This is a genomic window from Photobacterium sp. HL06 (assembly GCF_059552575.1).
The window spans coordinates 1,936,251-1,961,730 of sequence record NZ_CM183915.1; the positions used below are offsets into that span (position 1 = coordinate 1,936,251).

A 25,480-nucleotide genomic window follows, 5' to 3' on the forward strand; every position below is an offset into this window, starting at 1 on the left:
TACATCGAAACGTTTACGCAAACGTTTCGATGGCTGTAAATGTAAAAGCAAACGTTTCGATGTGCATTAGTTTAGATAGCAAAGTGTGACTTGGGTCAGAACAAATATGCTTTTTGTGAATAAAAAGAGGAGTCGATCACACCCAAAAGATGTCATTTCATATTCATGACGTATGGTTTTGGGGTGCTGTTTAGTTCAGTGAATGGCTTGTGTCAGGTTTCTGTAATTTATTGCAAATTGTGCCGGAAAGCTTTGAATTGAGAGCAGAAAAAGACTTATCATTTAGTCCTGCATATATTCTACTGAGGTATGATGCTCGATATGTCACTTTCGGCAGTGAACTTCTTACCACTAACGCTATTAGTCGCACCTGTATCGTTTTTCTTGTTATGGCTGGCGTTGAAAAAGAAGAAAGTTTGGCTGATTAGGCTGTCTCTTGTTGGCTTGGTTTTAGCCGCCTTGCTACTGGTGCTCTTCCAGTATCTGGATTTTAAGCATTTTGAAGATTGCCTATTGCAAGGTGCTAGTTACAGTGCTTTCCGCGGTGCGTGTATTCAGTTCAATTAGCGTAACGTCGCGATGATGACCTGAGCAGAGGAGAAGCATGCCAGTGCATGTTTCCCTAGGCCTAAGTTCCCAAAATCGTTTTCATCTTTATTGACCAGTGCGCAAACCTCATCACTTCTATCAAGCTTTATTGATACTTCAGCAGAACTATCACCATATTGAATATCCTGCACGATGCCTTGCAGCTGGTTATCCAGTTGGGGATCATTCGGAGGTGTACTGCAAATTTGAACCGCAGGCCCTTTCACTAAGGCAACAACATCTTTGCCAACAGCCAGCTGTAATCGCATCGTGCTACCATGGGTGATTGTGGCGATAATTTGTTGCCCACTTTGCAGCCTGATGAAAATTCTGTCATGCAGGGCATGGTTCTCAATATCGCAGATAGTACCGAAGAATTGATTACGCGCACTGGTTTGCAACGAAAATTTTGCCATAACACCAAGCAGGCTATGAAGTGGGGCATCTTTGTCATTAAGCGCCTTGAGCCCCATATTCTGAATTGTGTCTAGCAGATCATACATTTGGATAATACGCTCACCGAAATGGGTGAGTGAAGCACCACCGCCACCTTTCCCGCCTTTCTCGCTGGTGATCAGCGGTGACTCAGAACGATTATTCATATCTTTGATGGCATCATAGGCTGCCTTATAGCTGATCCCAGCTTGTTTGGCCCCCTTACTGATAGAGCCTGTTTGCTGGACTGCTTTTAGTAGCGCAACACGGCGAGGATTGGCAAAAACCTTTCCGTTTTCAGACAGGGTGAGCAGAGCGTCGAAATCCATCATTAAAGAGCCTATGCGGTCGAAAACTAGAACTAAATCATGAGTGTAACGACATGATTGACGTAGAGTATAGCGAATTATTCTATCGAGCATAAGTTAGGACGCTACGATGTTAGATCAAACCAAACAAACACTACTTTTTATTCTCAATGACGCCCCTTATGGTTCAGAGCGATCTTTTAATGCGCTTCGACTGGCGATTAACCTTAATGAGCAAGAAGGCACAGAGGCGTCGATTAAAATCTTTCTGATGTCTGATTCGGTAAGTTGCGCTCTACCTAGGCAGTTTCCGGGAGAGGGCTATAACATCCAACAGATGCTAGAGATCCTGCTATCGCAGGGATCCGAAGTCCTGTTGTGCCGGACATGTTGTAATGCTCGAGGGCTGACGGACTTGCCGTTAATTGAAGGAGTGAAGATTGGCACGCTGGATGACTTGTCTCGATGGACGTTAGAGGCGGATAAGGTGGTGACGTTCTAAGGCTTTGCTCCGAAAGGCGTGAAAAAGCGAGAGCTGTTGACTCTCGCTTTTTTTCGGGGGCTATAGTGTTTGGATGTAGAACGTTTTATAGGCTCGGTACAGTTCGTAAATATCGAACTTGGAGGAAAGTTCAAACGGCGAGTGCATAGAAAGCAGTGCGGCCCCTGCATCAATAGTGTTGATGCCATAGTGAGCGAGATATTTTGCGACTGTACCACCGCCACCTTCGTCGACTTTGCCAAGTAAGCCTGTTTGCCAAGTGATCTCATGGTCGTCGAAGATACGACGCAGAGATGCCACATATTCAGCATCGGCGTCGTTAGAGCCAGCTTTACCACCATGTCCTGTGTATTTGGTCAGTACCAAGCCATAGCCAAGTTTGGAGGCGTTCTGCGCATCATGCACAGACTCAAACAGCGGGTTAAGGCCAGCGTTGACATCAGAAGACAAGGCATAGGATTGCCACAGACAGCGACGTAGCATTTGATCGTTGTATTGCCCGCCTGCCTGACGAATGAGTAGTTCACCGGTGAAATATTCGAGATAACGCGATTCTAGGCCGGTGGCACCAGAAGAACCAATTTCTTCTTTATCAACCAGGAAGCAGACAGCCGTTTGCTCCGGAGTCTGAATATCTAATATGGCTTCGAGTGAGGTATAGGCACAGATGCGATCATCCTGGCCGTAAGCACCAACCAGCCCCTGATCAATACCGACATCACGGGCATCGCCAGCAGGAACCAGCATTAACTCGGCAGAGATAAAATCGGGTTCGGAGATGTCATATTTCTCATGGAGCTTGGTGAGAATATGATGTTTGACTTTGTCTTTGATTTTATCGTCTTCGAAAGCCATCGGTATAGAGCCAACAATGATCTGTAGCTCTTCCCCTTTGAGCACCTCGGCGGCATTACGCTCGCGTTGAACCTTTTTATCTAGGTGTGGGAGCAAATCCGGAATGGTGAATACGGGATCTTGAGGGTCTTCACCGATAACAATATCAACACTACGTCCTGACTTGGTGACGACAACACCATGCAATGCGAGGGGGCGTGAAGCCCATTGGTATTTTTTAATGCCACCATAATAGTGAGTACGCATCAGAGCGAGCTCATTTTTTTCGTACATCGGGTTAGGCTTTAGATCCAAACGCGGTGAGTCGATATGAGAAACAACAAAGCGGATCCCTTCACTGATCGGGCGTTTGCCAACAACCGTTAGCACAACATTCTTATTGCGGTTGATGAAATAGACTTTATCCCCCGCCGCTAATTGCTCGAATTCTTCAATAGGGCGGAAGCCATGTTGCTTGGCTTCTGCTATTGATGTTTTCACGCACTGGCGCTCGGTTTTTCCGGCATTAAGAAAATGTTTATAGTCTTCACAGAAATGATTGATCTCATTAATCCGGTTATTATCAAGATTGAGCCAACCATTAGTGTATTGCAGCGTATCCATTGCGTAACTCCAAATGTCGATGTGAACTTTTGCTGCGGAGATTACCACTCTATCAAATTAGTTTTTTGTGAGCGTTATCGTCTTATTCATCAAAACACATCGGGGTGTTCTTGCTATTGGTGGTTTTTTGGGGGGCTTTACGGTTGAGTTGTTGTTGTTTTTGATAGAGGCAACTAAAAAAGTAATCTAAATGATTGTTTAGTTAACTTTAAGGCCGGTAGTTATTGTCAATTCTGATTTCTTAACGCAAGAAATAGATGACAAGTAAATAATTTTAAACCGTATTTCACAGATAAAACATAATAATTTATATCTGAAAATTAGTATCGGGATAAGTATCTTTCATATGTGCAATTGGTGCAGTATATTTTTTAACACTACCCATTAGTTTTTCTAATGTTGTTGTGTGTTTGTTAGTCTTGGTTAAATTTATAAAACTCTGGCAATTAAAGTGTCACAATGCGCAAGAAACAGGACAATTGACACTATAGGGGTATGGTATTTCTTATGGTGTAACGTGTTTTCTTGTTTTTATTTCTTTTTGTAATTAACGCCTGCTTTGTTATTCCTTGTTTATATGAATGAGTATGATCTATGTATCATTAGCAGTTCTATTTCAGTGTTTTATCCTGTAATTGGGTCTTGCTCACAAAAAAACAAACATTACTAATTATAATCGGATTCAAGTTGTTAAGGATAAGAGGTTATCTCTTATATAAAGGCAAACCAAAAACAATTTATTACTTATATAGAGAGTTATTTCTTTAACTGTTTAATTTCAAATGCTGAGAGTCATAGTTGTCATCTCGCATTGCTCGTATTAGCCGAAGGGCTATTAAGCCTATGTCGGAAAACTGATTTATTTTGATGTGCCATGTATCCGTAACATTTTCTGAAAGTGAAGTGGTCACTACGGGTTGTTTGGAATAGATGGCATGTGGTGGTGAAAATAAAAATCGGTGAAAAATATGTCAGAACTTTACGATGTCATCATTATTGGTGGCGGCTCGGGCGGTATGTCAGCAGGTGTTTATGCGGCTCGCGGCAAAATGAAAACGCTAATTATTGAAGAGAAGCGTAATACTGGCGGTCAGGCAGCAACAACCAGTGAAATGGAGAACTATCCGGGTATCCTTGAAGCAACGGGCCCACAGTTAATGGATATGTTCCGTGCCCACTGTAATAAGTTTGGTGTCGAGTTCGCTAAAGGCCTAGTGACTGAAATCACAATCGCTGAAGATGGCTTCATTAAAACCCTGAAGACCAACAAAGGCGAAGAGTACCAGGCTAAAAGCATTATCGTAGCGACAGGTGCGACACCTCGAATCTTAGGTATTCAAGGCGAATCTGAATTCCGGGGTAAGGGCGTTTCTTATTGCGCAACGTGTGATGCGGACTTCTATGAAGAGTTAGATGTTGTGGTGGTTGGCTCTGGTAACACAGCGGTTGAAGAGTCTGTTTTCCTGACCAAGTTTGTTAATAAAGTCACCATGATTGTTCTGCATGAGCAAGGTGTACTGGATGCGGACCGTACCGCACAAGAGCAGGCTTTCGCTAACGACAAGATAGAGTTTGTCTGGAACTCAGTGGTAGAAGAAATCTGCGGTGATGAGTTGGTCGGTGGCGTTAAGCTGAAAAACTTGAAAACCGGTGAGATCACCGAGCAATCAGCAGACGGCGTATTTATGTTCGTCGGAACTGTGCCAAAAACTGATTTCATTAAAGATTTGGTCGCACTGACGCCGCAGGGCTATGTACTAACAAACGAGAAGCAGGAAACCAATGTTCCGGGTATCTTCGCAGTCGGTGATGTGACGGATAAGTTTTTGCGCCAAGTGGTAACAGCAGCCGGTGATGGTGCGGTGGCAGCAGTAGCGGCGGATCGCTATATCGAAGAAGAAGAGAACTGGCGTAAGTCTGTCGCCGAGTTTGGTGGAACGGCAATGGTGGCATTCTGGAACCCGCTCAGCAAAGAGAGCCTGGATGTTATCAACCAGCTGGAACAGAACTGCAAAGATAATCCCGATCAGCGTGTTGTCACCATTGATACCTATAAGAGCCAGAACATTGCCAACCGCTTCGATGTTACCGAAGTGCCCGTAGTAATCCGATTTGACGCTGGGCAGGAAGCCAAGCGAGTAGATGTGAAGGATATCGCTGAGTTAGAAACTCTGTATTAAGGGAAAAGCAATGATCGAATTGAACAAAGAAAATTTCGATGCAGAAGTCAACGTTGACGGTGTTGTTTTGGTGGATTTCTGGAGCGAAAACTGCGGCCGTTGTATTGAGTTAATGCCTGATGTGATGGAGCTTGCTGAAAAATATGGCGACGACATCAAGTTCTGCAAACTGAATATTCAGGGCAACCGCCGTTTGGCTATGGCACAGAAAGTGATGGGCTTACCTTCATTTGTGTTCTACAAGAACGGTGAAAAAGTGGAACACCTTTCTGGCGAAGAGCTGGAGATGGAAGATGTTGCACAGCGAGTTGAAAGCTACATTGGCGTAGACGCTTAAAGAATTTGTATTGAATAGGTAATTTAACCTGTTGAACAAATATTAAAAATGATGCTTTGAATAGAAGCTGAGTTTTTAAATTACCCCATGTTGTACCAGGCAACTGGCAGCAACATAACCTTAGTAATCTGTACCCTTGGAGTGAACAATGCTCAAAGATAAGAAAGTTATTATCTTGGGAGACAGAGACGGTGTACCAGGACAGGCAATTGAAGCTTGTATCAAGTCTGCTGGCGCACATGTTCTTTTCTCTACAACTGAGTGTTTCGTCTGAACCAGCGCAGGTGCTATGGATCTGGAAAACCAAAAGAGGATTAAAGGTTTTGCTGACGAGGTCGGTGCAGAAAATCTGCTTATCGTTCTCGGCGGTGCTGAAGCGGAAGCTTCAGGCCTAGCATGTGAAACCGTGACTAACGGCGATCCTACTTTTGCCGGACCATTAGCCGGAGTCCAGTTAGGACTCTCTTGTTATCATGTGGTTGAGCCGGAAATTAAAGACAATGTGGACTCTGCTGTCTATGACGAGCAGATAAGCATGATGGAAATGGTACTTGATGTCGATGCCATCGTTGCAGAGGTCAAAGAGTATCGTGAGCAATTCGGAAAGTATGTTTAATCGGGAGAAAGATTGTGTTCGCTAATAAAACAGTGATCATTCTTGGAGACCGCGATGGCGTACCTGGTCAGGCTATTGAAGCTTGTATAAATACCACAGGTGCTCACGTTGCTTTCTCTACAACAGAATGTTTCGTCTGAACAAGCGCTGGCGCAATGGATCTTGAGAACCAAAAGCGGATTAAAACCCTTGCTGAGGAAAAAGGCGCAGAGAATCTCGTAGTGATTCTTGGCGGCGCAGAAGCTGAAGCTTCTGGCCTGGCATGTGAAACCGTCACCACCGGCGATCCGACTTTTGCAGGACCATTGGCGGGAGTCCAGTTAGGACTTTCTTGTTATCACGTGGTTGAAGACGAAGTAAAAGAAGCCGTCGATCCGGCAGTCTATGACGAGCAGGTCGGAATGATGGAAATGGTACTTGATGTCGATGCGATTAAAGCGGAAATGCAACAATACCGCAGCGAAACTGCATTAGCATAAGTATATCTCAATGCTGGTTCGGATCTGTTGTTAACAGGCAGGTTCGAACCTACTATCCGGCTCGGATGCAGGAGTAACAATGGGATACGCAGTAATCAAAGGTGTGAGCTATGTGCTCGCCCATACCCCAGATGTGTTGATTCAACATGGTTCGGTACAGGTGCAGTCTCGGGCAAAAGACCCATCAGACAGCTACTTGCAGCAGTTAAAAGACCACCTTCGCCCATTTGAAGACGTGGTTTCTTACCCAGCTAACCAATGTTATATCGGTAACCTGACCCCACAACAGTTGGCAGATATTCCCCAGCCATGGTTTGAGAATAAAGAACATACTTCTCACCAAGGTAAGTTTGGTGAAATCTATAGCCAAGAAAGTTTCTATGCCATGTTGAACCACGTAGACGTGTTCAACCTGGTTCATCTTACTCAAGAATTTATAGATACCTATCAACCAACCGTTGGCCAGCACGCCCTATATGGCGATGTCGACTTGCTAGCTGGCCATCAGATCATCACCAAAGATGAAATCCTGGCGCTGGTTGAGCATCATCAGGCGGAAGTGCTGATGATGAACGGTGAATTGGTCGGCTGTGTGAAAGCCGCCCACGATGAAGATGAAAACCTATCCGCCCATATCATGCTTGAAAACTTATGTACTAAAGCATCGGGCGTGATGGCGGCAATGCACCTGAAACAGCAGGGCGTTGAGCTAGATAAGGTTGATTACCTCATCGAGTGTTCTGAAGAAGCGTGCGGTGATATTAACCAACGCGGTGGCGGTAACTTTGCCAAGGCAATTGGTGAGGTCATTGGCTGTAACAGTGCAACGGGCTCGGATGTACGTGGTTTCTGTGCGGCCCCCGCCCATGCCATGACACTGGCTGCTGCTCTTGTTAAATCAGGCGTATTCAAAAATGTGATGGTTGTCGCCGGCGGCGCGGTAGCAAAGCTGGGTATGAACGGCCGAGATCATGTTAAGAACAACATGCCGGTACTGGAAGATTGTCTGGCTGGCTTTGCATGTATGGTGACAGAAAACGACGGTATCAGCCCTGAAATCAATACTGATATCGTTGGTCGCCATCAGATCGGTACCGGCTCCTCTCCACAGGCTGTGATGACAGCACTGATTGCTAAACCGCTGAAAGATGCGGGTATGGCGATGACAGATATTGATAAATACTCTGTCGAGATGCAAAACCCTGAAATCACCAAACCAGCAGGCGCGGGTAACGTACCTGAGTCGAACTACAAAATGATTGCGGCACTGGCGGTGAAAGAAGGCCAGCTAGAGCGTACTCAGCTACCAGCATTTGTGGCAGAACACGGTATGACAGGTTTTGCGCCGACCCAAGGGCATATCCCGTCAGGCGTACCTTTCCTCGGCTTTGGGCGCGAAATGATTGTCAACGGTGATATCAACAACTTCATGATGGTCGGTAAAGGCAGCTTGTTCCTAGGCCGTATGACCAACCTGTTTGATGGCTTGAGCTTTGTAGTTCAGAAAAACAGCGGCAAGCAGGAAGAAGTGTTTGATGAGGCTCAGGTCAAGCAGGTTGTTGCCCAGGCAATGCGTGATGTGGCTGAGAACTTGCTTAATCGTGAACAGCGCGAGCAGTAATCGGAGGTTGCTATGGGTAACATCAATCAACAACTGTCCGACACCTTCAATGCAATGGCTGACGGCCTGCTTAGCGGCCAGTTCGGCAAAAAGATCCGTATCGCCCTGACACTGGTCGGCAGCGAACACGGCCCTCAGGAGCTACTTCGTGGTGCTGAGCTGGTGGCTCGCCAGTATAGCGATATCGAGCCAGTACTGATTGGCTGTGACGACCCTGAATGTGGTTTCGAATGCTATCCGGCGGCGGATCTGCATGAATGTCACAAGGTGATGGAAGCGCTGTTTACTGACAAGAAAATTGATGGTTGCGTGACCTTGCACTATGCCTTCCCGCTAGGGGTGAGCACCATGGGTAAAGTGGTGACACCTGGGATTGGCCGCGAAATGATCATCGCCTCGACAACAGGCACCACTGATACCAACCGCCAGGCAGCCTTGCTGAAAAATACCATCTACGGTATTGCTCTGGCAAAAGCCAGCGGTATCGAAAAGCCGACGGTGGGGGTGTTGAATATCGACGGTGCGGCATTATGCGAGCGCAGCCTACGCGAATTGGCCGATGCTGGCTATGACATTCACTTTGCCCAGTCGGGCCGTGCCGACGGTGGTATTGCCATGCGAGGCAATGACCTGCTGCAAGGTACCCCGGATGTCATGGTGACAGACAGCCTGACCGGTAACCTACTAATGAAGATGTTCTCCTCGTTCACCACTGGTGGTAGCTACGAAGCTTCGGGCTTCGGCTACGGTCCGGGGTTGGGTGAGGGCGCTTCCGACAAGCTGGTAAATATCATTTCTAGAGCCTCTGGCGCACCCGTTGTAGCAGGTGCTATGAGATTGTGTGCAGATGCAGCAAAAGGAAATGTTATGAAGCGTGTCGACGAAGAGTGGGAAGCTGCATCACTCGCCGGTCTAAATAGCGTTCTGGCCAAGTACCGACAGCCGAAGCAACCAGTGGAAGCAAAGGCCGAAGTAGCAACGCCACCTGAGAAAGTAACAGATGCAGAGATTGGCGGTATCGACATTCTAGAGATTGAGGATGCGTGCCAGGCTCTGTGGAAAGCCAACATTTTTGCCCGCACCGGGATGGGCTGTACCGGCCCGATAGTGTTGGTTGCAAGAGATGATTTGGAACAGGCTCGAGCACAGTTAACCGAAACGAAATATATCGGCTAATAGTGGCTTTTGTCTAAAGATGTTCCAGTCAATCTACTTCGATGACTTGAGAAATTACGCGAGCGCGAAATCGGCAGCAATGAGAGTAGCGCTCTTACCGTCCGTTACTAAGGATATAGAGATGACAGAAACAGTAGTGCGTCTTACGCAGATGACCAAAAAAGCTGGGTGAGCGGCGAAAATTGGCCCTAAGGCCATGGCGCAGGTTCTGCAGTCCATTTCACCCCTATTTCCCGAACAAGCGTATCCCGATCTGATGGTTGGGTTGACGGTAAGTGACGATGCTGCCGTCTATAAAATCACTGATGATGTTGCTGTTATCCAGACATTGGACTTTTTTACTCCAATCGTGGATGACCCGTACGACTTTGGCGCTATTGCTGCTGCAAATGCACTCAGCGATGTCTACGCCATGGGGGGACAAGTAACATTGGCAATGAACATATTTTGTGTTCCGAGTGATCTTCCCCAAGAGATCGTTGGCCAAATCCTCAAAGGCGGCGCGGAGAAAGTCCGTGAGGCTGGTGCGGTATTGGTTGGCGGCCACACCGTCGAAGATGATGAACCGAAATTCGGTTTGTCGGTAATGGGTACGATCCATCCTTCTAAAGTGCAAACCAAGGCCGCTGTCGACAGTGGCGATATCTTGGTACTGACCAAGCCAATTGGTACTGGCTTAATTTCAACCGCAGCAAAACGGGGTAAGGCGAGTCAGCAGGCCATTTCGGCCTCAACCGACAGCATGAAAAAGCTTAACCGTAAAGCTGCAGAAATTTTCGCCCGTTATCCGGTGAAAGCCTGTACCGATGTGACTGGTTATTCACTTCTCGGCCATGCCTTGGAAATGGCTGAAAAAAGCGATGTCTGTATGCACTTTAACGCGACCCAGGTGCCTTTCTTAATTGAAGCTGAAGATTACGCAGCTCAGGGACTCTTTCCCGGTGGGGCCAAGCGTAATCTGGATGCCTACCAAGATGAGATTGAATTTGCACCGGATCTCGATGAAAGCTGGCAGCGCAAGCTCTGCTGTCCGGAAACCTCCGGTGGCTTGCTGGCAGCGGTACCCAAAGATTGTCTGGACGCTTTATTAACTGAATTTAGCAATAGTGAAGAACCATGTTGGGTTGTCGGGTACGCCGAGGAAGGAGCCGGCATAAAAGTCAGCTAGTTAACGCTCACCTCATTGTTATTAGGCTCAATATCTGCATCAAAAGTGCTCATTTATGTCCATAAACTGCGTGCTTTCTCTTTGCTCTTGAGTCTAATACCTTCGAGGAGAACGTTAGACTTTTTAAAGGATTACCCATCCCAATTGACGCTTGTTTGGAGATATAAATGAAACTCGAACTAGGCAATATTCATGTTCGCGATTTGGCTTTCGGGCCAGTGAGCGAAGTAAAAGAAAATACCGTGGTGATTGAACAGCAAGCACTTTTGAACCATCTGTGCGAACTGGATCACCGTATCCGCTCGATTGAACTATCAATCGCAAAACCAGGCGATAGCATCCGTATCATGCCGGTCAAAGATGCTATTGAACCTCGAGTGAAAGTTAACGGTGGTGGAGATATCTTCCCCGGACGTCACCTAGGTGAAGAAGCTATGGTAGGTGAAGGCCGTACGCATGTGCTGAAAGGCATGGCGGTGATCACTACCGGTGAGGTTGTTGGTTTCCAGGAAGGTATCCTGGATATGAGCGGCCCAGGTGCGGAGTACACACCATTCTCTTCAACCATGAACCTGGTAATTCAGTGTGAAGTGGATGAGTCATGCAACCAGTACGATCACGAAGGTGTACTTCGCTTGGTTGGCCTGGAAGCGGGTCGCTGGATTGGTAAGCTGGCTGCTGATGTTGAGCCAGACGAAATTCAAACTTACGAAACGAAACCGTTGCTAGAGCAGGCGGCTGAGTATCCTAACCTGCCTAAAGTGGGTTATGTTTACATGCTGCAAAGCCAAGGCCTATTGCACGATAGTTACTATTACGGCGTTGATGTAAAAGGCATGCTTCCTACACTGATGTACCCAACAGAAGTGATGGACGGTGCAATTATCAGTGGTAACTGTGTGTCTGCCTGTGACAAGAACACCAGTTATGTTCACCAGAACAGCCCGGTTATCTACGATCTTTACCGCCACCATGGTTCGAAGTACAACTTCATGGGCGTTATCGTGACCAACGAAAACGTTACCCTGCGTGATAAAGAACGTTCATCTAACTTTGTTGTTAAGCTTGCTAAGCAAATGGGCTGGGATGCAGCGATTGTCAGTGAAGAAGGCTTTGGTAACCCAGATGCTGACCTGATGATGAACTGTGCCAAGCTAGAAGCTGCCGGTATTCAGACTGTCTTGCTGACCGATGAATACGCAGGCCAAAACGGTGAAAGCCAGTCGCTTGCAGATTCGCATAAGAGTGCTGATGCAGTAGTGACTAATGGTAACGCCAACCAGCTAGTGACACTGCCTGCAATGGATAAAGTGATCGGTCATGACCGCTATGCGGATATGGTTGCCGGTGGTTTCCAAGGCAGCTTGCATGAAGATGGCTCTATCACGGTTGAAATACAGGCTATTCTTAGCGCGACCAGTGAACTTGGCTACCATCACCTCACCACTAAAGCAAGCTAAGCGAGGATACTCACATGACATTGAAAGTAGTTTATTACTTGAACCAATTCTTCGCCCAGAAAGGTGGTGAAGAGATGGCCCACATTCCGATGGAAGTGGTAGAAGGTACCGTTGGTGTTGGTTCACAAGTGAACACGATGCTTCAGGACAAGGCTGAGATCACGCACACTATTATTTGTGGTGATTCCTACTTCAACGAAAATGAAAGCTTGTGCTGCCATGGATTACAAGAAATCCTAGCTCAGCTGAAACCGGATCTGATTGTTGCGGGTCCTGCTTTCAACGCCGGCCGTTATGGTATGGCTTGTGGTACGGTGGCAAAAGTTGCGCACGAAATGGGCATTACTACCATTTCGGGTATGTACCCAGAAAACCCTGGTTATGAACTGTTCCGTCAATATGCTTACATGATTGAAACGGGTAACAGTGCAGCAAGCATGCGTAAAGCTATTCCTGCGATGGTTAAGCTGATTAATCGCTATGTTGAAACTGATGGTGAAGTTGGTTCACCAGAAGAAGCGGGTTATATGGCTCGTGGCATCCGCGTGAATTTCTTCGCAGAAAAACGTGGTGCAGAGCGTGCAGTTGACTTGCTGATTGCGAAACTGGCAGGGCCTGAGTTCACGACTGAATACCCAATGCCTGCGTTTGACCGTGTTGACCCACAGCCGCCGGTTGCAATGATGAGCACGGCTAAGATTGCGCTAGTGACATCAGGTGGTGTTGTTCCTAAGGGTAACCCTGACCATATCGAATCCTCAAGTGCATCTAAGTATGGCGAGTACAGCATTCGTGGTTTGGAAACCTTGACGGAAGAGACCCATGAAACAGCACACGGCGGATATGACCCAGTTGCTTGTAACCAGGACCCTAACCGAGTTCTTCCAGTTGACGTGTTGCGAGACATGGAGCGAGAAGGTGTTATCGGAAGCCTGCATGACACGTTCTACACCACGGTCGGTAACGGTACGGCGGTCGCGAAGGCGAAAGAATACGGCGCAGAGATTGCGATGAAACTACAGAAGGCTGGGGTGACAGCAGCTATATTTACTTCCACTTGAGGCACTTGTACTCGTTGCGGCGCAACGATGCTTAAAGAAATCGAGAAAGTAATGCCTGTCGTTCACGTTTTAACTGTCGTGCCTATCTCTAAAACGGTCGGTGCAAACCGTATCATTCCTGCGATTGCGATCCCTCATCCACTGGGTGATCCAAAGATGCAGCCAAAAGAAGAGAAGTACGCACGCCGTCAGCTAGTTGAAAAAGCACTAAGTGCACTTCAGACTGAGATTGATGAGCAGACTGTGTTCTAAATATAAAAATATTGAATAAGAAGCACTAAAGCCAGCCGGTTTACCGGCTGGCTTTTTTAGTCTCTGCGTTCCGAAACTGAAAGATGTGGATTATCCACCAATAGAGTTTATACCCAAGCTACTTCAAGATGCAGGATTCAGAGTGATATCAGCATGTCCAGTTTAAGGAAAATGGCGGCAGGAATGGTGGCCCCTTTCGACGTTATTTGACATAGAAATGGGCTTGCTGAATCACTCCCAAAGGGCGAGTTGGCTGGGCTGGTATGCTTTGTTGCTGCTTTTTAACGTAGAGCCACTATGTTTTCAAATCAGCGCCTTGCCTACGCGGCCCGACCTACCAGTCCAGCCATTCTCGCTGAAACGAGCATCTTGAGGTAGTTTGGGTATATCCGTGATTGCCAAGTGTGGTTGATCGTTCATGAACATAGAAGGTTCAATACCAAAGACGGTTCTTCCCCTTGTACGAAGAAGTAACGGGATCAAGATAGTTGATAAAGGGGGAAGTTAGATGGGGTTGGTGATTCCGATGTGAAATCTTGGGAGAAGTCGCTTTGGGGAGATCCCCGCTTTCGCGGGGATGACTAGACGAGAGTTATGGTTGATGGAGGTTAGTTAAGCCCCTTGAAACCAAGTGAATCGAGACAGGATTTGATCAGCTGCAGATCAATGAAACTGAAGTCAGTTCTTTGTTTTTCAGGGAACTGTACGTCAATGTCTTCACTGGTGAGAGTCAGGTGTTTGGGGTTGGCTTGGCAGAGTACCTGATAGCGTTCAATTGCTTGTTCGATGGTACTGAGTGCCTCCATATCCAGCTCGTCATGGTTGTTGAATACAATAATACTTCGGTAGGGGGTTTCATGAGGTTTTACACTGCCAGCAAGCGGATGGGAGATAAGCTTGCCGCCAAGGTGTATTTTGTCTCTGGTTAGCATCAATACATCTTGAATGTGATTTCGTTGAGTATATTTTATTGACGTATTTAATTCTGCGATGCTTGGATTATTAGTAATGATCTCAAGTTTATCGTATCTCATGTTTAAATCCCTAAAATAACCATAATAGAAGCAGGAGTATCGTGCTTGTGGTTATAAAGTGTTCAGTTGGTGATTGTAATTATATTAAAAATAAAGAGGTTAATTGATGGCAGATATCTTGTTTTTGTTATTTTCAAAGCAATATTAGGATAACTAATGACTATCATAAACTCATTAATGGTCAATGTAAAAAAGTTGTGATTTGGCTGTTTTATTTATAGGTGAATTAACGTGTTACTAGCGATATATGACAATAAAAAATGTTAGCTAGCTAACCAATTAGGAAAGAACTTATAACTATGTTTATCTTTGCTGAAAAGGTCACAGAATGCCAACCAAGCACTTTTAAATCATAATCTTATTAGGTAAATTAAACCCATCGAAACGCGGAAGTGGATGGGGTCTGGTGGCCCTCCCGGTCTTCAAAATCGACGTGAGCTGAATAGGCTTTGGCAGGTTCGATTCCTGCTCCTTCCGCCAACTCAATTTTCTATACTTACTTTAGTTTTTTATTAAGTGTTTATAGAAAATTGATTTTAAAACATGGTAATAGTGAAATGTTATGCATGTTTTATTCAGGATGGGAAGAATGTCGGTGGCAATATTAATCACCACTAATTTAATAGATTAGTTTTCATTTTGTTCTTGTCTCTGAACTCTTCCTTAACGTCCTCACTTCAAATAATCCTGAATAGACAATCAACATTCAAATTTACTTAATGATATACGATCATCTATTTTAATTTATTATTGGGGCTTTATCATGGCAATAAGCACCTTATCATCTATCCCACAAATAGAAAAAATCCTTCAGCAAGCTTTTCTTTCTCCCTATATTGAGCGGCTTAGTCGTCCAGTCGTGACAGATATTGTCCGTGAGCAAGTACAAGCCTACAAAAAAAAACACTTAAAAGATCCAGAGGGTATCCTGTTTTCTCTGGAGCAGCTTTATCACTATATTGAGCAAGCGTGCTGGCTAATGAACCAGCAGCGACTACAGCGGGTTGTGAATGGGACTGGTGTGATTGTCCATACTAACCTGGGACGTTCGCCGATTGATGCCGAGTTGTGGCAAAGCGTCAGCGAGGTAAATACTCACTACAACAACCTAGAAATCGATCTGCACACCGGTAAGCGCGGTAAGCGCAAAGGTATGTTGCAGCAGTTGATGCAGTATTTGGTTAAAGGTGAGGACACGTTAGTTGTCAATAACAATGCATCTTCAATTTACCTGATGTTGCACGAATTGGCCAAAGGCAAAGAAGTGATTGTTTCCCGCGGCGAGCAGATCCAGATTGGTGGCGGATTCCGGATCCCCGATATCTTGGCACTTTCCGGCGCTAAATTGGTGGAAGTTGGCACGACTAATATTACAACGGCCCAGGACTATCTCGATGCGGTGACTGAAAATACCGCCATGGTATTGATTGTTCATACTTCGAACTTCAAGATCCGTGGTTTTACTGAATCAGCAGATATCAAAGATCTGGCGCGCGATTTACCGGATCATGTCGTACTGGCCGTTGATCAGGGATCGGGTACAACTACCGAAAATATGCCCGATGAACCTACCGTTGCCAGTTATATTCAGGCTGGCGCCGATATTGTTTGTTTCTCGGGCGATAAGATACTGGGCGGCCCACAGGCCGGGTTGATAACCGGTAAGCAACAGTTGATCCGGCAGCTTGAAAAAAATCCAATGATGCGAGCATTCAGGCCAAGCCGAATTGTCTATTCGTTGCTTGAAGAGCTGGTGATACGCAAGCTGAACCAGCTTGAAAGTGGTCGAGGAGTCGCTGAAAGCAAGAGCTCGCTTACTGAATCGGAACTTGAAAGCAGAGCTAAGCAGTTAGCCGAAGGTTTTGGTGAGCAAGTACGAATAGTGCGTTCAGAGATGACAGTCGGCGGCGGTTCGCTGCCGGATCAAAATGATCCTTCATGGTCAGTTGAGATCTTACCGGAAAATGGTCGATACAAACGTTCGGCAGAAAAACTGCTTCAAGTCATGCGTAACTGGCCCTTACCTGTGATTGGCGTGATTAAGCACGACAAAGTACAACTAAATCTCGCCACGATTAATGAATCTGAGATCCCTTATCTACGCAGCCAGTTGGCGGAGGTGTTGCAATGAGTTATGTCGTAGGTACTGCAGGCCATGTTGATCATGGTAAGTCTGCATTGATCAAAGCACTGACTGGGATTGATACCGCGCATCTGCCTCAAGAAAAGAAGCGAGGGATGACAATTGATCTTGGTTTTGCCTATTTTAAGCACCAAGATGGCAGACCTGTTGGTGTGATCGATGTGCCCGGTCACGAGCGGTTCATTCGTAACATGGTAGCAGGGGTGTGGAGCCTCGACATGGTGCTGTTTGTCGTTGCTGCTGATGAAGGGTGGATGCAGATGTCGACCGATCACTTGAAAGTGATTGCATCAATGGGGATCGAGAACGTGACTCTGGTGATCTCTAAATCAGATTTGGTCGATGATGAGATGCTGGCACTGGTCGAGGAAGAAGCGCTCGAGCAGTTTTTGGACATTGCTGGCTTTATTCCTGACTCCGTGGTGGTTTCAGCCCATCAACAAAAGGGGATTGATGGACTACGCCAACATATTTGCCGAAAACTGGATAGCCATTCGAATGAAGGTCGTCAACAGGATGCCCTTCAGCGTCAAGCCCATTTATACATTGACCGCGTGTTCACGGTTAACGGTGTGGGTACCACAGTAACAGGCAGCTTGTGTGGCGGTGAGTTTCATGTCGGGCAGAAGTTAACGCTTCAACCCTCTGGCAGGGAAGTACAGGTAAAAAGTTTGCAGTCTTATCACCAAAATATTGATACTGCAGTGCCTGTCTCGAGAGTTGCGATTGCCCTGAAAGGTGTGAAGAAAAAAGAGGTTGAACGTGGCTTTTGCCTAATGAGCTCCAAGGAAGCGGGTTTTGTCACCGATGAGTTGATAGTGAGGTTAGACAGCCTCCTCTTTGAAAACAAATGTCGTAATAACAGTGAAGTCGAGATTGCTTTTGGTACCTTTAATACCCTTGCCAAGATCTTTGTGTTTAAAGGCACAAACCTGGCACGCTTACGGTTGAAAGAACCTGCCTGTTGTTTTTGGAACCAGCGAGCGTTGTTGATCCAGCATGGTGGTAGCCGGATCCTGAATTGTGGGGCTGTTGTTTGGGGAGGCGCTGTTGTTAAGCAGCACCGTAATAAACTGTATGACCTACTAATGGCAATGCCAGATCACCCCGCATGGGAAGATTATGTCACGATTAACATGTCGTTGTATGGTTATGCTAAGCGTAGTGACCATCAACTTGATGAAGTTGGTTATAAAGTCTGTGGGGATTGGCTGTTCACCGAAGATTGCTACAACTCATCTCATCAGCAGATAGAATCAATCCTCAAACAGGAGCAAATTGATCTGTCAGCCAATGAGCTAAGCGGTAAGCTTCAATTGCCGATTACTGTTTTGTCAGCCTTGCTACAGCAGCTCGTTGAGGAAGGAAAGCTGAAGCAAAGCGGAGAGCTGTTTTCACTGGGTAATGGGCGTAGTGAAGCCCAGCTATCGCCAACGGCGAAGCAAATCCTTGAGCGAATGATCCAGGCTGAAAAGCAAGGCTATGAAGCAGATAAAGAGAAAATCCCAGGTGCTCAGAAAGAGCTACGAAATCTGGTAAGGCTGGGCTTTGTTGTTCCGCTCGAAGGTAAGATTTATTATGAAAAAGCTCTTTATGATGATTTGGTCAATGACATTATCGAGGGGCGTGAAGTCAACGAGTTGTTTAAGATTTCGGATGCCAGAGACAGAACAGGTCTTTCTCGTAAGTATATGATCCCGGTGCTTAACCGTATGGAATCTGACGGCTGGATCAAGCGAGTTGAAAATGACCGCCAAGTGTTAAGGGCTGCTGAAGCCGTAGTAGCATAGTAATCGTTTCAAAAGTGTTAGATAAAGAAGCCTCGCAGTGAGGCTTCTCTTTTCAAATAAACTGACTTACTTCGTTAGGTCAAAATCCATCCAGACAAGGCGGTGGTCAGAAGAGACTGACTTACCATGTACATTGCCTTTACTGTCAGGCAGGTTTTCATCGTAGACAAGGTGGTAGCCGTTCTCGTCAAGCGAAGGCCAGAATACGCCTGAATCAAGAGCTTCCAGATTCGATGATGGGATCACATAATCAAGGCGAAGGCCGCTGGTGCTGGTAATATTTTGAGGGTGAGGTGTATCTTGGTTTCGCTTACAGATGTTTGCGTTTAAGCAATACTCACCGCCATTACTCTTTGGTGCATAAGCATTGAGAGATGCCTCAGTATTGACCATCGAGTGCGATAATAGGCCATTGATTGACGTTAAAATACCGTCCCCTTTGATTGGATCGGCATTCAAATCGCCTGCAACAACAAATTTACTGCCAGCAGCAAGCCCCCCCTGGAAGCCATTATCATCGTACATATAGCTATTGGAATCGATATAATCATTCCAGAATTTTATCTCGGCCCGGTTACGCTCTTTGTTGTGATTGGCTGCGTTATCAAAAATCGGTGGTGCAGGGTGAGAAACCAGGAAGTGGATCACCTGCTCACCACCTGGGGTTGGGATAATTACCGGAACATCAGCATGGTTTTTAGATGAAAGAGGAAATTGTTCCCAAGCATCTTGGCTATACCAGTTATCGTCACATTTACGGTTAGCAGGAATAGGTTTGTCTTTGGGATCGTTACATTCCGTAATTATTAGGTTTTTTTCACCCGGCATATCTTTCCATTTGAAGTTCTGGAAAGTACGGGTATTGCTTTCGTCAATTTCGAACTGTGAGAATACTGCAAACGCATACTGCCCATGATAAAAACCAAAGCCCCATGCATCATCCCCTGTATCTGTTTTGCCGTTCTTTAGATCAAGGTCGAAGCCACTTGGTTTGCCAGTGTTTGTGGCAAAATTTTTGCTGTATTGATAGTGAATAGATTTAACTTGGCTATTTTGCGCATGGGATAGGTAGTTATCATGAAAGCCATTGAGTGCCTCCATGTCTTCACCGTTGCCTTTGTTGTTGAATTCAGCCAATAGAAAAACATTAGGGCGGGTGCGCTGGATAGTCTCAGCCACATTACGGATCTGAATAATATTTTTTGCTGTTTTTTGCTGAGCTTCTTCAAGCACTCCTTGATGGTATGCAACAAGGTAATTGTCTTGCTGTTGGCGGCTTAGCGTCATTTCGGCCACCAAATCTTCATAAGATGCGCGATCAAATGAGAGGTTATAGGTCGCAAAGCGGGCTTCTGTATAGTTCTTTGCAGAGTCGTTGTCGTTACAGCCGGTTAACGCAGCTAGAGCAATGGATGCTGCAATAACATTACGAGCAAATTTCATTTTACTTATCCGTTATGGGTGAAAACCGCGCGCATCCTACTTATTTTTGAAAAAGTAAAACTAAGCCACAGTACTCAGTGTGATCTAGGTCACGTATTGTTGTGTGGTTTGTTTGCATCTTCCCCATAACGGTAAATTAGCAATCGTTTGGTTGTTTATGAATTGAACGGGCAAACGATTATCTGATGGTGATGATGCAGGGTTTATGTATTTGTGAGGCTTATTAATTAATTGATAATGCAATATTTTGCTGCGAGTTTATTAGGCTATGTAAAATCTTTGTCAGATATGCGCTAGATGGGAACTATTGGCTATAGGAATGCTGTGAGGGTGGGTATCCTTCTCGCAGGATTATTATTATGAGTTTTATCAATGCAAAAATTAGTTGTTGCCAGTGTAGTCAGTCTGGCGTTAGTAGGGTGTGGTTCTGGTTCATCAGGTAGTAGTAGCAATACTGGGAAATTCAGCTTAGCCTTCTCCGACGCGCCAGTCGATAATCTGAAAAAAGTCTGCGTTGCCTTTGACAAAATTACGGTACACCACACAAACGGTAGTGAATCTAGCTGGGGAACGACTTCCTTTGCCGCGGATCAAAGCTCTGATGACTGTATTCCTGATGGGTACTCAATTCCGCTTGATGCGGATGGGAATCCAGAATTTATGGTCATTAATTTAATGGCGTACCAAGGTGAACAGTCTTTGCAGGTACTAAGTGATGAGCAGATGGAAGCGGGTAACTATACTCAGATGCGCTTATCGGTGCTTGAAAGCGGAGACTATACCGATGGAACGCCATATTCGCATGTTGTGACTGATACGAATGATACTCAGGGAATACGTGTCCCTAGTGGTGAGTTAAAGCTTGATGGTTTTGATGTACAGGCTGATGCAACACAGGCCTATACTCTTGAATTCGACCTTCGTAAAAGCATGGTTCAAAATGCGAACGGTTATCAGCTGAAGCCTCGTGGTGTTCGCTTGGTAAATAATGAAGATGTGGCGACGATTTCCGGTGACGTTGAGCTGGGAGGCGGCGCGTGCGGAAATATTATCGATGATGCGTTCGTTTATATTTACAGTGCGCCGACAGGCGGAGTGCATGAGGATCTGGGATCCGCTAACGAACCTTATACGACGACAGGGGTTGATCCAATATCCGGTCAGTTTGAAGTGGGTTATGTGCCGTTAGGGAATTATGACGTTGTATTGGTGTGTAATGGCAGCGAGGATGATCCTGAAAAATCCGGGGATCAACTGACTATTGATTCCAGCTTTGTTGATGAAGTGTTGACTGCTTCTGGTCGAACATTCCGGTTCTAATCATTATAAAAACCCGCTGTAACAGCGGGTTTTCTTTTTAACAATTACCATTAAATCAACTAATTATTCTCCGAATATCACATTTTTCATCCAACTATGGGCGTAGAATCTTTCGTTATCTCCTGACGGAGCCAATGTCAGCCCTCCTATTCTCTGTCATCGCCACAGAAAACAAACGAGGACTGATTGTCGAAAATGAGACTGGAGGGATACCATGACGATAGGCAAATACCTGCGTTGGAAAGATGAAGATGGCAATGAATTCAGACCTGTTTCTTTGACTGGTACTGAGCTACTCAACGACCGGACACTCAACAAAAGTACAGCTTTTACCTATGAGGAAAGAGAAGCTTTTCAGCTGAGTGGCTTGTTACCCCCGCGTGTGCAGACATTTGACGATCAGTTGAACCGGGTTTATGACGGTTTTAGAAATGCATCCACCGATATTGAAAAATACCTTTTCCTACGAGCGCTTCAAGATCGAAATGAAACTTTGTTTTATGCCTTGTTGTCTCGTCATATCGAAGAGATGACGCCGATCATCTATACCCCGACTGTCGGTAAAGCTTGTCAGGAGTTCAGTCACCGTTACCAGAAAGCACGTGGCTTATATATCACTGAAGACAATGTCGAAAATATGGGTGAACAGGCCCGCCATTTTACCGGTAAAGATATTAAGATCATCGTTGTTACGGACAGCCAAGGCATTCTGGGGCTGGGTGACCAAGGTGTTGGTGGGATGGGGATCCCGATTGGTAAGCTATCGCTTTATACACTGGGTGCAGGCATTCATCCTGCACATTGTCTACCAATAGCGCTCGATGTAGGGACAGATAACCAGGATCTGCTGGATGACCCTATGTACCTAGGCGTGCCTCGCAAGCGGATGCGTGGTGAAGAGTACAAAACATTCATCAAGGAGTTTGTTCGTCAGGTGAAACGCCACTTCCCGAAAGCAGTGCTGCAGTGGGAGGATTTCAGTAAATCGAATGCCTTCGATAACCTGTCTGATTACGAAGATTTCTTACCTTCCTTTAATGATGATATTCAGGGCACAGGCTCGGTGGTACTTGCCGGTATTTTGGGCGCAGCCAAAATCAAAGGTGAGTCATTAGTTGATCAAACCTATGTGGTATACGGGGCTGGCGCGGGTGGTGTCGGGGTTGCTGACCAGATCTATGCTGGCTTGTTAAAAGAAGGCTGCTCTCATACGGCTGCCCGAGATAAGATTTTCATCCTTGATTCCCAGGGATTGGTATTTGATGACCGTGATGGGCTGGATGAGTATAAGAAGCGCTATGCCAAGCCACGTTCGTTGGCGGAAGGCTGGCACACCGAAGTGCTTGGCAAGGTGTCGTTGACTGAGCTGATCAACAACCACCCGGTCACAGTTCTTCTTGGTACAAGCGGTATTGGCGGTGCCTTCAAAGAAGAACATGTTCAAAAAATGATGGAGTATACCAAGCGCCCAATGGTATTCCCGCTGTCGAACCCGACTGCGAACTGCGAAGCACTACCGGAAGATATCTATCAGTGGAGTGATGGTCAGGCTATCGTGGCAACTGGCAGTCCGTTTGGTAATGTCAGTTACAATGGTTATGAATACCGGATTGGGCAAGGCAATAACGTCTTTATCTTCCCTGGGGTAGGGTTAGCCGCTATTGTTTCTCGTTCGAAGAAGATCACTTTGGATATGTTCACCATGGCTTCATACGCTCTGGCGGAGTGTGTGTCTGAGGAAGATCTGGCTGCGGGCTGCGTATATCCTCGGATCAGTGAGCTGAAAGAAGTATCACTGCGCGTTGCTACCAGTATTTTGAGCAATATGCAGGCGACAGATCCAAATAGCATCCTGCGCGGTAAAGATGTTGAACAAGAACTGGCTGAACATATGTGGGAGCCGGTCTACCTGCCTTATCGCCGAGTGTAATCATCACTTAAATTTGTCACTTAAAGCCCAGCAATCATGCTGGGCTTTGCATTTTACGCCAAAGCGATACGCGGTTTGTTGGTGCTGGGTATTTATTTTCGTACAATTCTTCATTGATAATTTATAATGTTGATTGAATACCTTATCGTTACAGGCTTGCTTTTCTTTTCATGCTAACTATCTCCAACACCGTTCAACTGGCCGACTGGGAAATTGAAATTACGGCAATTCGTGCTCAGGGCGCGGGTGGTCAGAATGTCAATAAGGTTTCCAGTGCCATTCATCTACGTTTTGACGTCAAACGCTCATCATTACCTGTCTTTTATAAAGAGCGCTTGCTTAAATTATCCGATCACCGGATCACCAAAGATGGGGTGATCATCATTAAAGCGCAGCAATATCGAACCCAAGAGCAAAACAAAGAAGATGCACTATTACGATTAAAAGAATTGATCCAAGAGTCAGTGGTGCAGCAGAAAGCTCGTCGGGCAACAAAACCCACAAAAGGGTCACAACGTCGCCGAATGGACAAGAAAACACAACGAGGGCAGACGAAATCGATGCGAGGAAAGGTGAAGTTTTGAGCCGGTTAACACTTTCACTCATTTCTCAGTGAAAGATGGCACATTAGCGTTTAGTTTCACTTCTAACATGATGATGTATAAAGGTGATATGGATGTCTGAGAAGAAAACCTGCCAGTTGCTCCAGCTTTATTTTCGTGAATCAGAACGCGTTAGATTACTGGATTTGGATGCATTGCCAGAGTTAGATTCAGCCGAGCAAGCTAATATGCATGAGTGGCTTGCGTTTAAGCGGAATTTTTCACTGGATGAGGTTTTTTCACAACACTGGATAAAGACCTGCAGTGCTGGCTATATCACTGAATTGATTTTGTACCCTGATGGTTCACTCGATGAATTTACGTTATTTAATCGGCATCGAAGTACTGGCAACTGGGTGCTGAATGATGGTGTCATTGACATTGAAATAAGCAAGGGCGAAAACCAGTATCACTGTAGTGTGTTTGCGAACAGGAATATCAATATTCACTCGGCGATTGAGTACAAAAATGGCGAGCTGCATTCTTACTTGAAACTGGCACAAACCCGACCTGTCGAAAATTAGTGGGTTTTCACTGGCAAAAAAAGAGTGAAACTGGTATTCATTTCAGTATATTGAAATGAATACCTAAGAATGACAAGTGAGAGCCAGGCCTGTGAATACAAGGACGAATACAATTAATTCGGTTGCTGTTGTTGGCGGCACACACGGAAACGAATTCAGTGGGATCTACCTGCTTCGTAAATGGCAACAGAATCCACAGCTGATTTCCCGGGATACCTTTTCGACCCAAACTGTTTTTGCCAACCCGAAAGCCTTTGAGGAAAACAAGCGCTACCTTGACTGTGATTTAAACCGTCAGTTTAGCCTCGGTGAACTGAATAACCCTGAACTGGCGAACTACGAGCAGAGTAGGGCGAAAGCGATTAATCTCCAGATTGGCCCGAAAGGTAATGCCAAGACGGACTTCATTATCGATCTGCATAATACCACCAGTAATATGGGGCCATCGCTGATAATGCTCCAGTCTGACGCGTTTAACCGCAAAATGGGGGCGTATGTAAAGTCTAAAATGCCCGATGCAGTGATCGTGTTGGAAGATCAGGCTTCTGTCGAGGAGCATTACTTTCTGAGTTCGATTACCAAGCAAGGGGTGATTGTTGAGGTTGGCCCGCAGTCACAGTCGGTGATCCGCCAGGATGTACTGGACTGGATGGAAGAGATGACTCAGCATATCTTGGACTATGTCGAGTTGCATAACACCGATTCTCTTCCAGAGCTTCCTACAAGTTATGAAGCTTTTAAATATGAAGAAACCCTGAAGCTACCAGAAGATGAGAATGGTGAGCGTATTGGGATGGTGCATCGAAACGTCCAGGATGCAGATTTCAAACCTCTGCGATCGGGTGATCCGGTTTTCACCTTGTTTGATGGCAAAGAAATTTGCTGGATAGGGGATTATGAAGCCTATCCACACTTCATCAATGAAGCGGCGTATTACGATAATAACCTTGCGATGTCGCTGGCAAAGAAAGTGGTTGTCGAGGTATAACGCGGTAGGTTGATATTCCAGCCATAATATAGGGCAGTTACCCAGTACGGGAGCTGCTCTTTTTT

Annotated in this window: 22 protein-coding genes and 1 tRNA gene; 19 read left to right on the top strand and 4 right to left on the bottom strand. The window is 45.8% G+C overall.

The genetic code is table 11. From position 1 onward, the window contains the following. The first annotated feature begins 321 nt into the window (after positions 1–321). Positions 322–567 (top strand): hypothetical protein, encoded by a 246-nt coding sequence (locus AC51G0_RS26645; RefSeq protein WP_496302585.1) that lies wholly within the window; start codon positions 322–324, stop codon positions 565–567. Here the strand turns inward: AC51G0_RS26645 and AC51G0_RS26650 are convergent. Continuing rightward, a complete protein-coding gene (locus AC51G0_RS26650; protein WP_496302586.1) occupies positions 564–1,355 on the bottom strand; it encodes a TOBE domain-containing protein in 792 nt (263 codons plus the stop codon). The two genes, AC51G0_RS26645 and AC51G0_RS26650, sit on opposite strands and share 4 nt — an antisense overlap. Positions 1,356–1,461: 106 nt before the next feature. On the opposite strand from AC51G0_RS26650, the gene AC51G0_RS26655 reads away from it, so the two are divergent. Then, complete coding sequence (locus AC51G0_RS26655; protein ID WP_496302587.1) at positions 1,462–1,833, top strand: DsrE/DsrF/TusD sulfur relay family protein; 372 nt, start codon at positions 1,462–1,464, stop codon at positions 1,831–1,833. Between the two features lie 60 nt (positions 1,834–1,893). On the opposite strand, the gene AC51G0_RS26660 is transcribed toward AC51G0_RS26655, so the two are convergent. Beyond that, entirely contained in the window at positions 1,894–3,291 is a 1,398-nt protein-coding gene (locus AC51G0_RS26660; RefSeq protein ID WP_496302589.1) for an aminopeptidase, read from the bottom strand. A gap of 968 nt (positions 3,292–4,259) precedes the next feature. Between AC51G0_RS26660 and trxB the strand changes: the two genes are divergently transcribed. The 9 genes from trxB to AC51G0_RS26705 all read left to right on the top strand — a co-directional run bounded on the left by trxB (position 4,260) and on the right by AC51G0_RS26705 (position 13,641). Beyond that, complete coding sequence (gene trxB, locus AC51G0_RS26665) at positions 4,260–5,471, top strand: thioredoxin-disulfide reductase (protein WP_496302590.1); 1,212 nt, start codon at positions 4,260–4,262, stop codon at positions 5,469–5,471. A gap of 10 nt (positions 5,472–5,481) precedes the next feature. Further along, positions 5,482–5,808: a thioredoxin TrxA gene (trxA, locus tag AC51G0_RS26670; protein WP_496302591.1), complete on the top strand. Its 327-nt coding sequence runs from the start codon at positions 5,482–5,484 to the stop codon at positions 5,806–5,808. Positions 5,809–5,956: 148 nt separating this feature from the next. After that, positions 5,957–6,424 (top strand): glycine/sarcosine/betaine reductase complex selenoprotein A, encoded by a 468-nt coding sequence (grdA, locus tag AC51G0_RS26675; RefSeq protein WP_496302592.1) that lies wholly within the window; start codon positions 5,957–5,959, stop codon positions 6,422–6,424. A gap of 14 nt (positions 6,425–6,438) precedes the next feature. After that, positions 6,439–6,903: a glycine/sarcosine/betaine reductase complex selenoprotein A gene (grdA, locus tag AC51G0_RS26680; RefSeq protein WP_496302593.1), complete on the top strand. Its 465-nt coding sequence runs from the start codon at positions 6,439–6,441 to the stop codon at positions 6,901–6,903. Between the two features lie 79 nt (positions 6,904–6,982). Continuing rightward, positions 6,983–8,524, top strand: a complete 1,542-nt coding sequence (gene grdC, locus AC51G0_RS26685) for a glycine/sarcosine/betaine reductase complex component C subunit beta (RefSeq protein WP_496302594.1) — start codon at positions 6,983–6,985, stop codon at positions 8,522–8,524. A 12-nt stretch (positions 8,525–8,536) separates the two neighbouring features. Next, a complete protein-coding gene (gene grdD, locus AC51G0_RS26690) occupies positions 8,537–9,700 on the top strand; it encodes a glycine/sarcosine/betaine reductase complex component C subunit alpha (RefSeq protein ID WP_496302595.1) in 1,164 nt (387 codons plus the stop codon). A gap of 121 nt (positions 9,701–9,821) precedes the next feature. After that, entirely contained in the window at positions 9,822–10,868 is a 1,047-nt protein-coding gene (gene selD / locus AC51G0_RS26695) for a selenide, water dikinase SelD (protein WP_496302596.1), read from the top strand. Positions 10,869–11,035: 167 nt separating this feature from the next. After that, positions 11,036–12,328, top strand: a complete 1,293-nt coding sequence (locus AC51G0_RS26700) for a glycine/sarcosine/betaine reductase component B subunit (protein WP_496302597.1) — start codon at positions 11,036–11,038, stop codon at positions 12,326–12,328. A 74-nt stretch (positions 12,329–12,402) separates the two neighbouring features. Beyond that, positions 12,403–13,641: a glycine/betaine/sarcosine/D-proline family reductase selenoprotein B gene (locus AC51G0_RS26705; RefSeq protein WP_496304216.1), complete on the top strand. Its 1,239-nt coding sequence runs from the start codon at positions 12,403–12,405 to the stop codon at positions 13,639–13,641. A gap of 608 nt (positions 13,642–14,249) precedes the next feature. Here AC51G0_RS26705 and AC51G0_RS26710 read toward each other — a convergent pair. Continuing rightward, complete coding sequence (locus AC51G0_RS26710; RefSeq protein WP_496302598.1) at positions 14,250–14,675, bottom strand: GrdX family protein; 426 nt, start codon at positions 14,673–14,675, stop codon at positions 14,250–14,252. Between the two features lie 388 nt (positions 14,676–15,063). On the opposite strand from AC51G0_RS26710, the gene AC51G0_RS26715 reads away from it, so the two are divergent. From AC51G0_RS26715 to selB, 3 genes are all read left to right on the top strand, one after another. Then, a tRNA-Sec gene (locus AC51G0_RS26715) sits at positions 15,064–15,155 on the top strand. A 283-nt stretch (positions 15,156–15,438) separates the two neighbouring features. Continuing rightward, positions 15,439–16,806, top strand: a complete 1,368-nt coding sequence (gene selA / locus AC51G0_RS26720; RefSeq protein ID WP_496302599.1) for an L-seryl-tRNA(Sec) selenium transferase — start codon at positions 15,439–15,441, stop codon at positions 16,804–16,806. Further along, entirely contained in the window at positions 16,803–18,608 is a 1,806-nt protein-coding gene (gene selB / locus AC51G0_RS26725; RefSeq protein ID WP_496302600.1) for a selenocysteine-specific translation elongation factor, read from the top strand. The genes selA and selB overlap by 4 nt, the downstream gene beginning before the upstream one ends. Positions 18,609–18,674: 66 nt before the next feature. Here selB and AC51G0_RS26730 read toward each other — a convergent pair whose 3' ends face one another. Beyond that, positions 18,675–20,051, bottom strand: a complete 1,377-nt coding sequence (locus AC51G0_RS26730; RefSeq protein ID WP_496302601.1) for an endonuclease/exonuclease/phosphatase family protein — start codon at positions 20,049–20,051, stop codon at positions 18,675–18,677. 372 nt (positions 20,052–20,423) lie between these two features. Here AC51G0_RS26730 and AC51G0_RS26735 point away from each other — a divergent pair, with 372 nt between their 5' ends. The 5 genes from AC51G0_RS26735 to AC51G0_RS26755 all read left to right on the top strand — a co-directional run bounded on the left by AC51G0_RS26735 (position 20,424) and on the right by AC51G0_RS26755 (position 25,415). Next, positions 20,424–21,371, top strand: a complete 948-nt coding sequence (locus AC51G0_RS26735) for a DUF4382 domain-containing protein (RefSeq protein ID WP_496302602.1) — start codon at positions 20,424–20,426, stop codon at positions 21,369–21,371. Between the two features lie 214 nt (positions 21,372–21,585). Continuing rightward, the gene (locus AC51G0_RS26740; protein WP_496302603.1) at positions 21,586–23,301 is read left to right on the top strand and encodes an NAD-dependent malic enzyme; all 1,716 of its coding nucleotides are present in this window, start codon (positions 21,586–21,588) and stop codon (positions 23,299–23,301) included. 170 nt (positions 23,302–23,471) lie between these two features. Further along, positions 23,472–23,885: an alternative ribosome rescue aminoacyl-tRNA hydrolase ArfB gene (gene arfB, locus AC51G0_RS26745; RefSeq protein WP_496302604.1), complete on the top strand. Its 414-nt coding sequence runs from the start codon at positions 23,472–23,474 to the stop codon at positions 23,883–23,885. A 92-nt stretch (positions 23,886–23,977) separates the two neighbouring features. After that, positions 23,978–24,427: a hypothetical protein gene (locus AC51G0_RS26750; protein WP_496302605.1), complete on the top strand. Its 450-nt coding sequence runs from the start codon at positions 23,978–23,980 to the stop codon at positions 24,425–24,427. Between the two features lie 91 nt (positions 24,428–24,518). Then, positions 24,519–25,415: an aspartoacylase gene (locus tag AC51G0_RS26755; protein ID WP_496302606.1), complete on the top strand. Its 897-nt coding sequence runs from the start codon at positions 24,519–24,521 to the stop codon at positions 25,413–25,415. Positions 25,416–25,480: the final 65 nt, after the last annotated feature.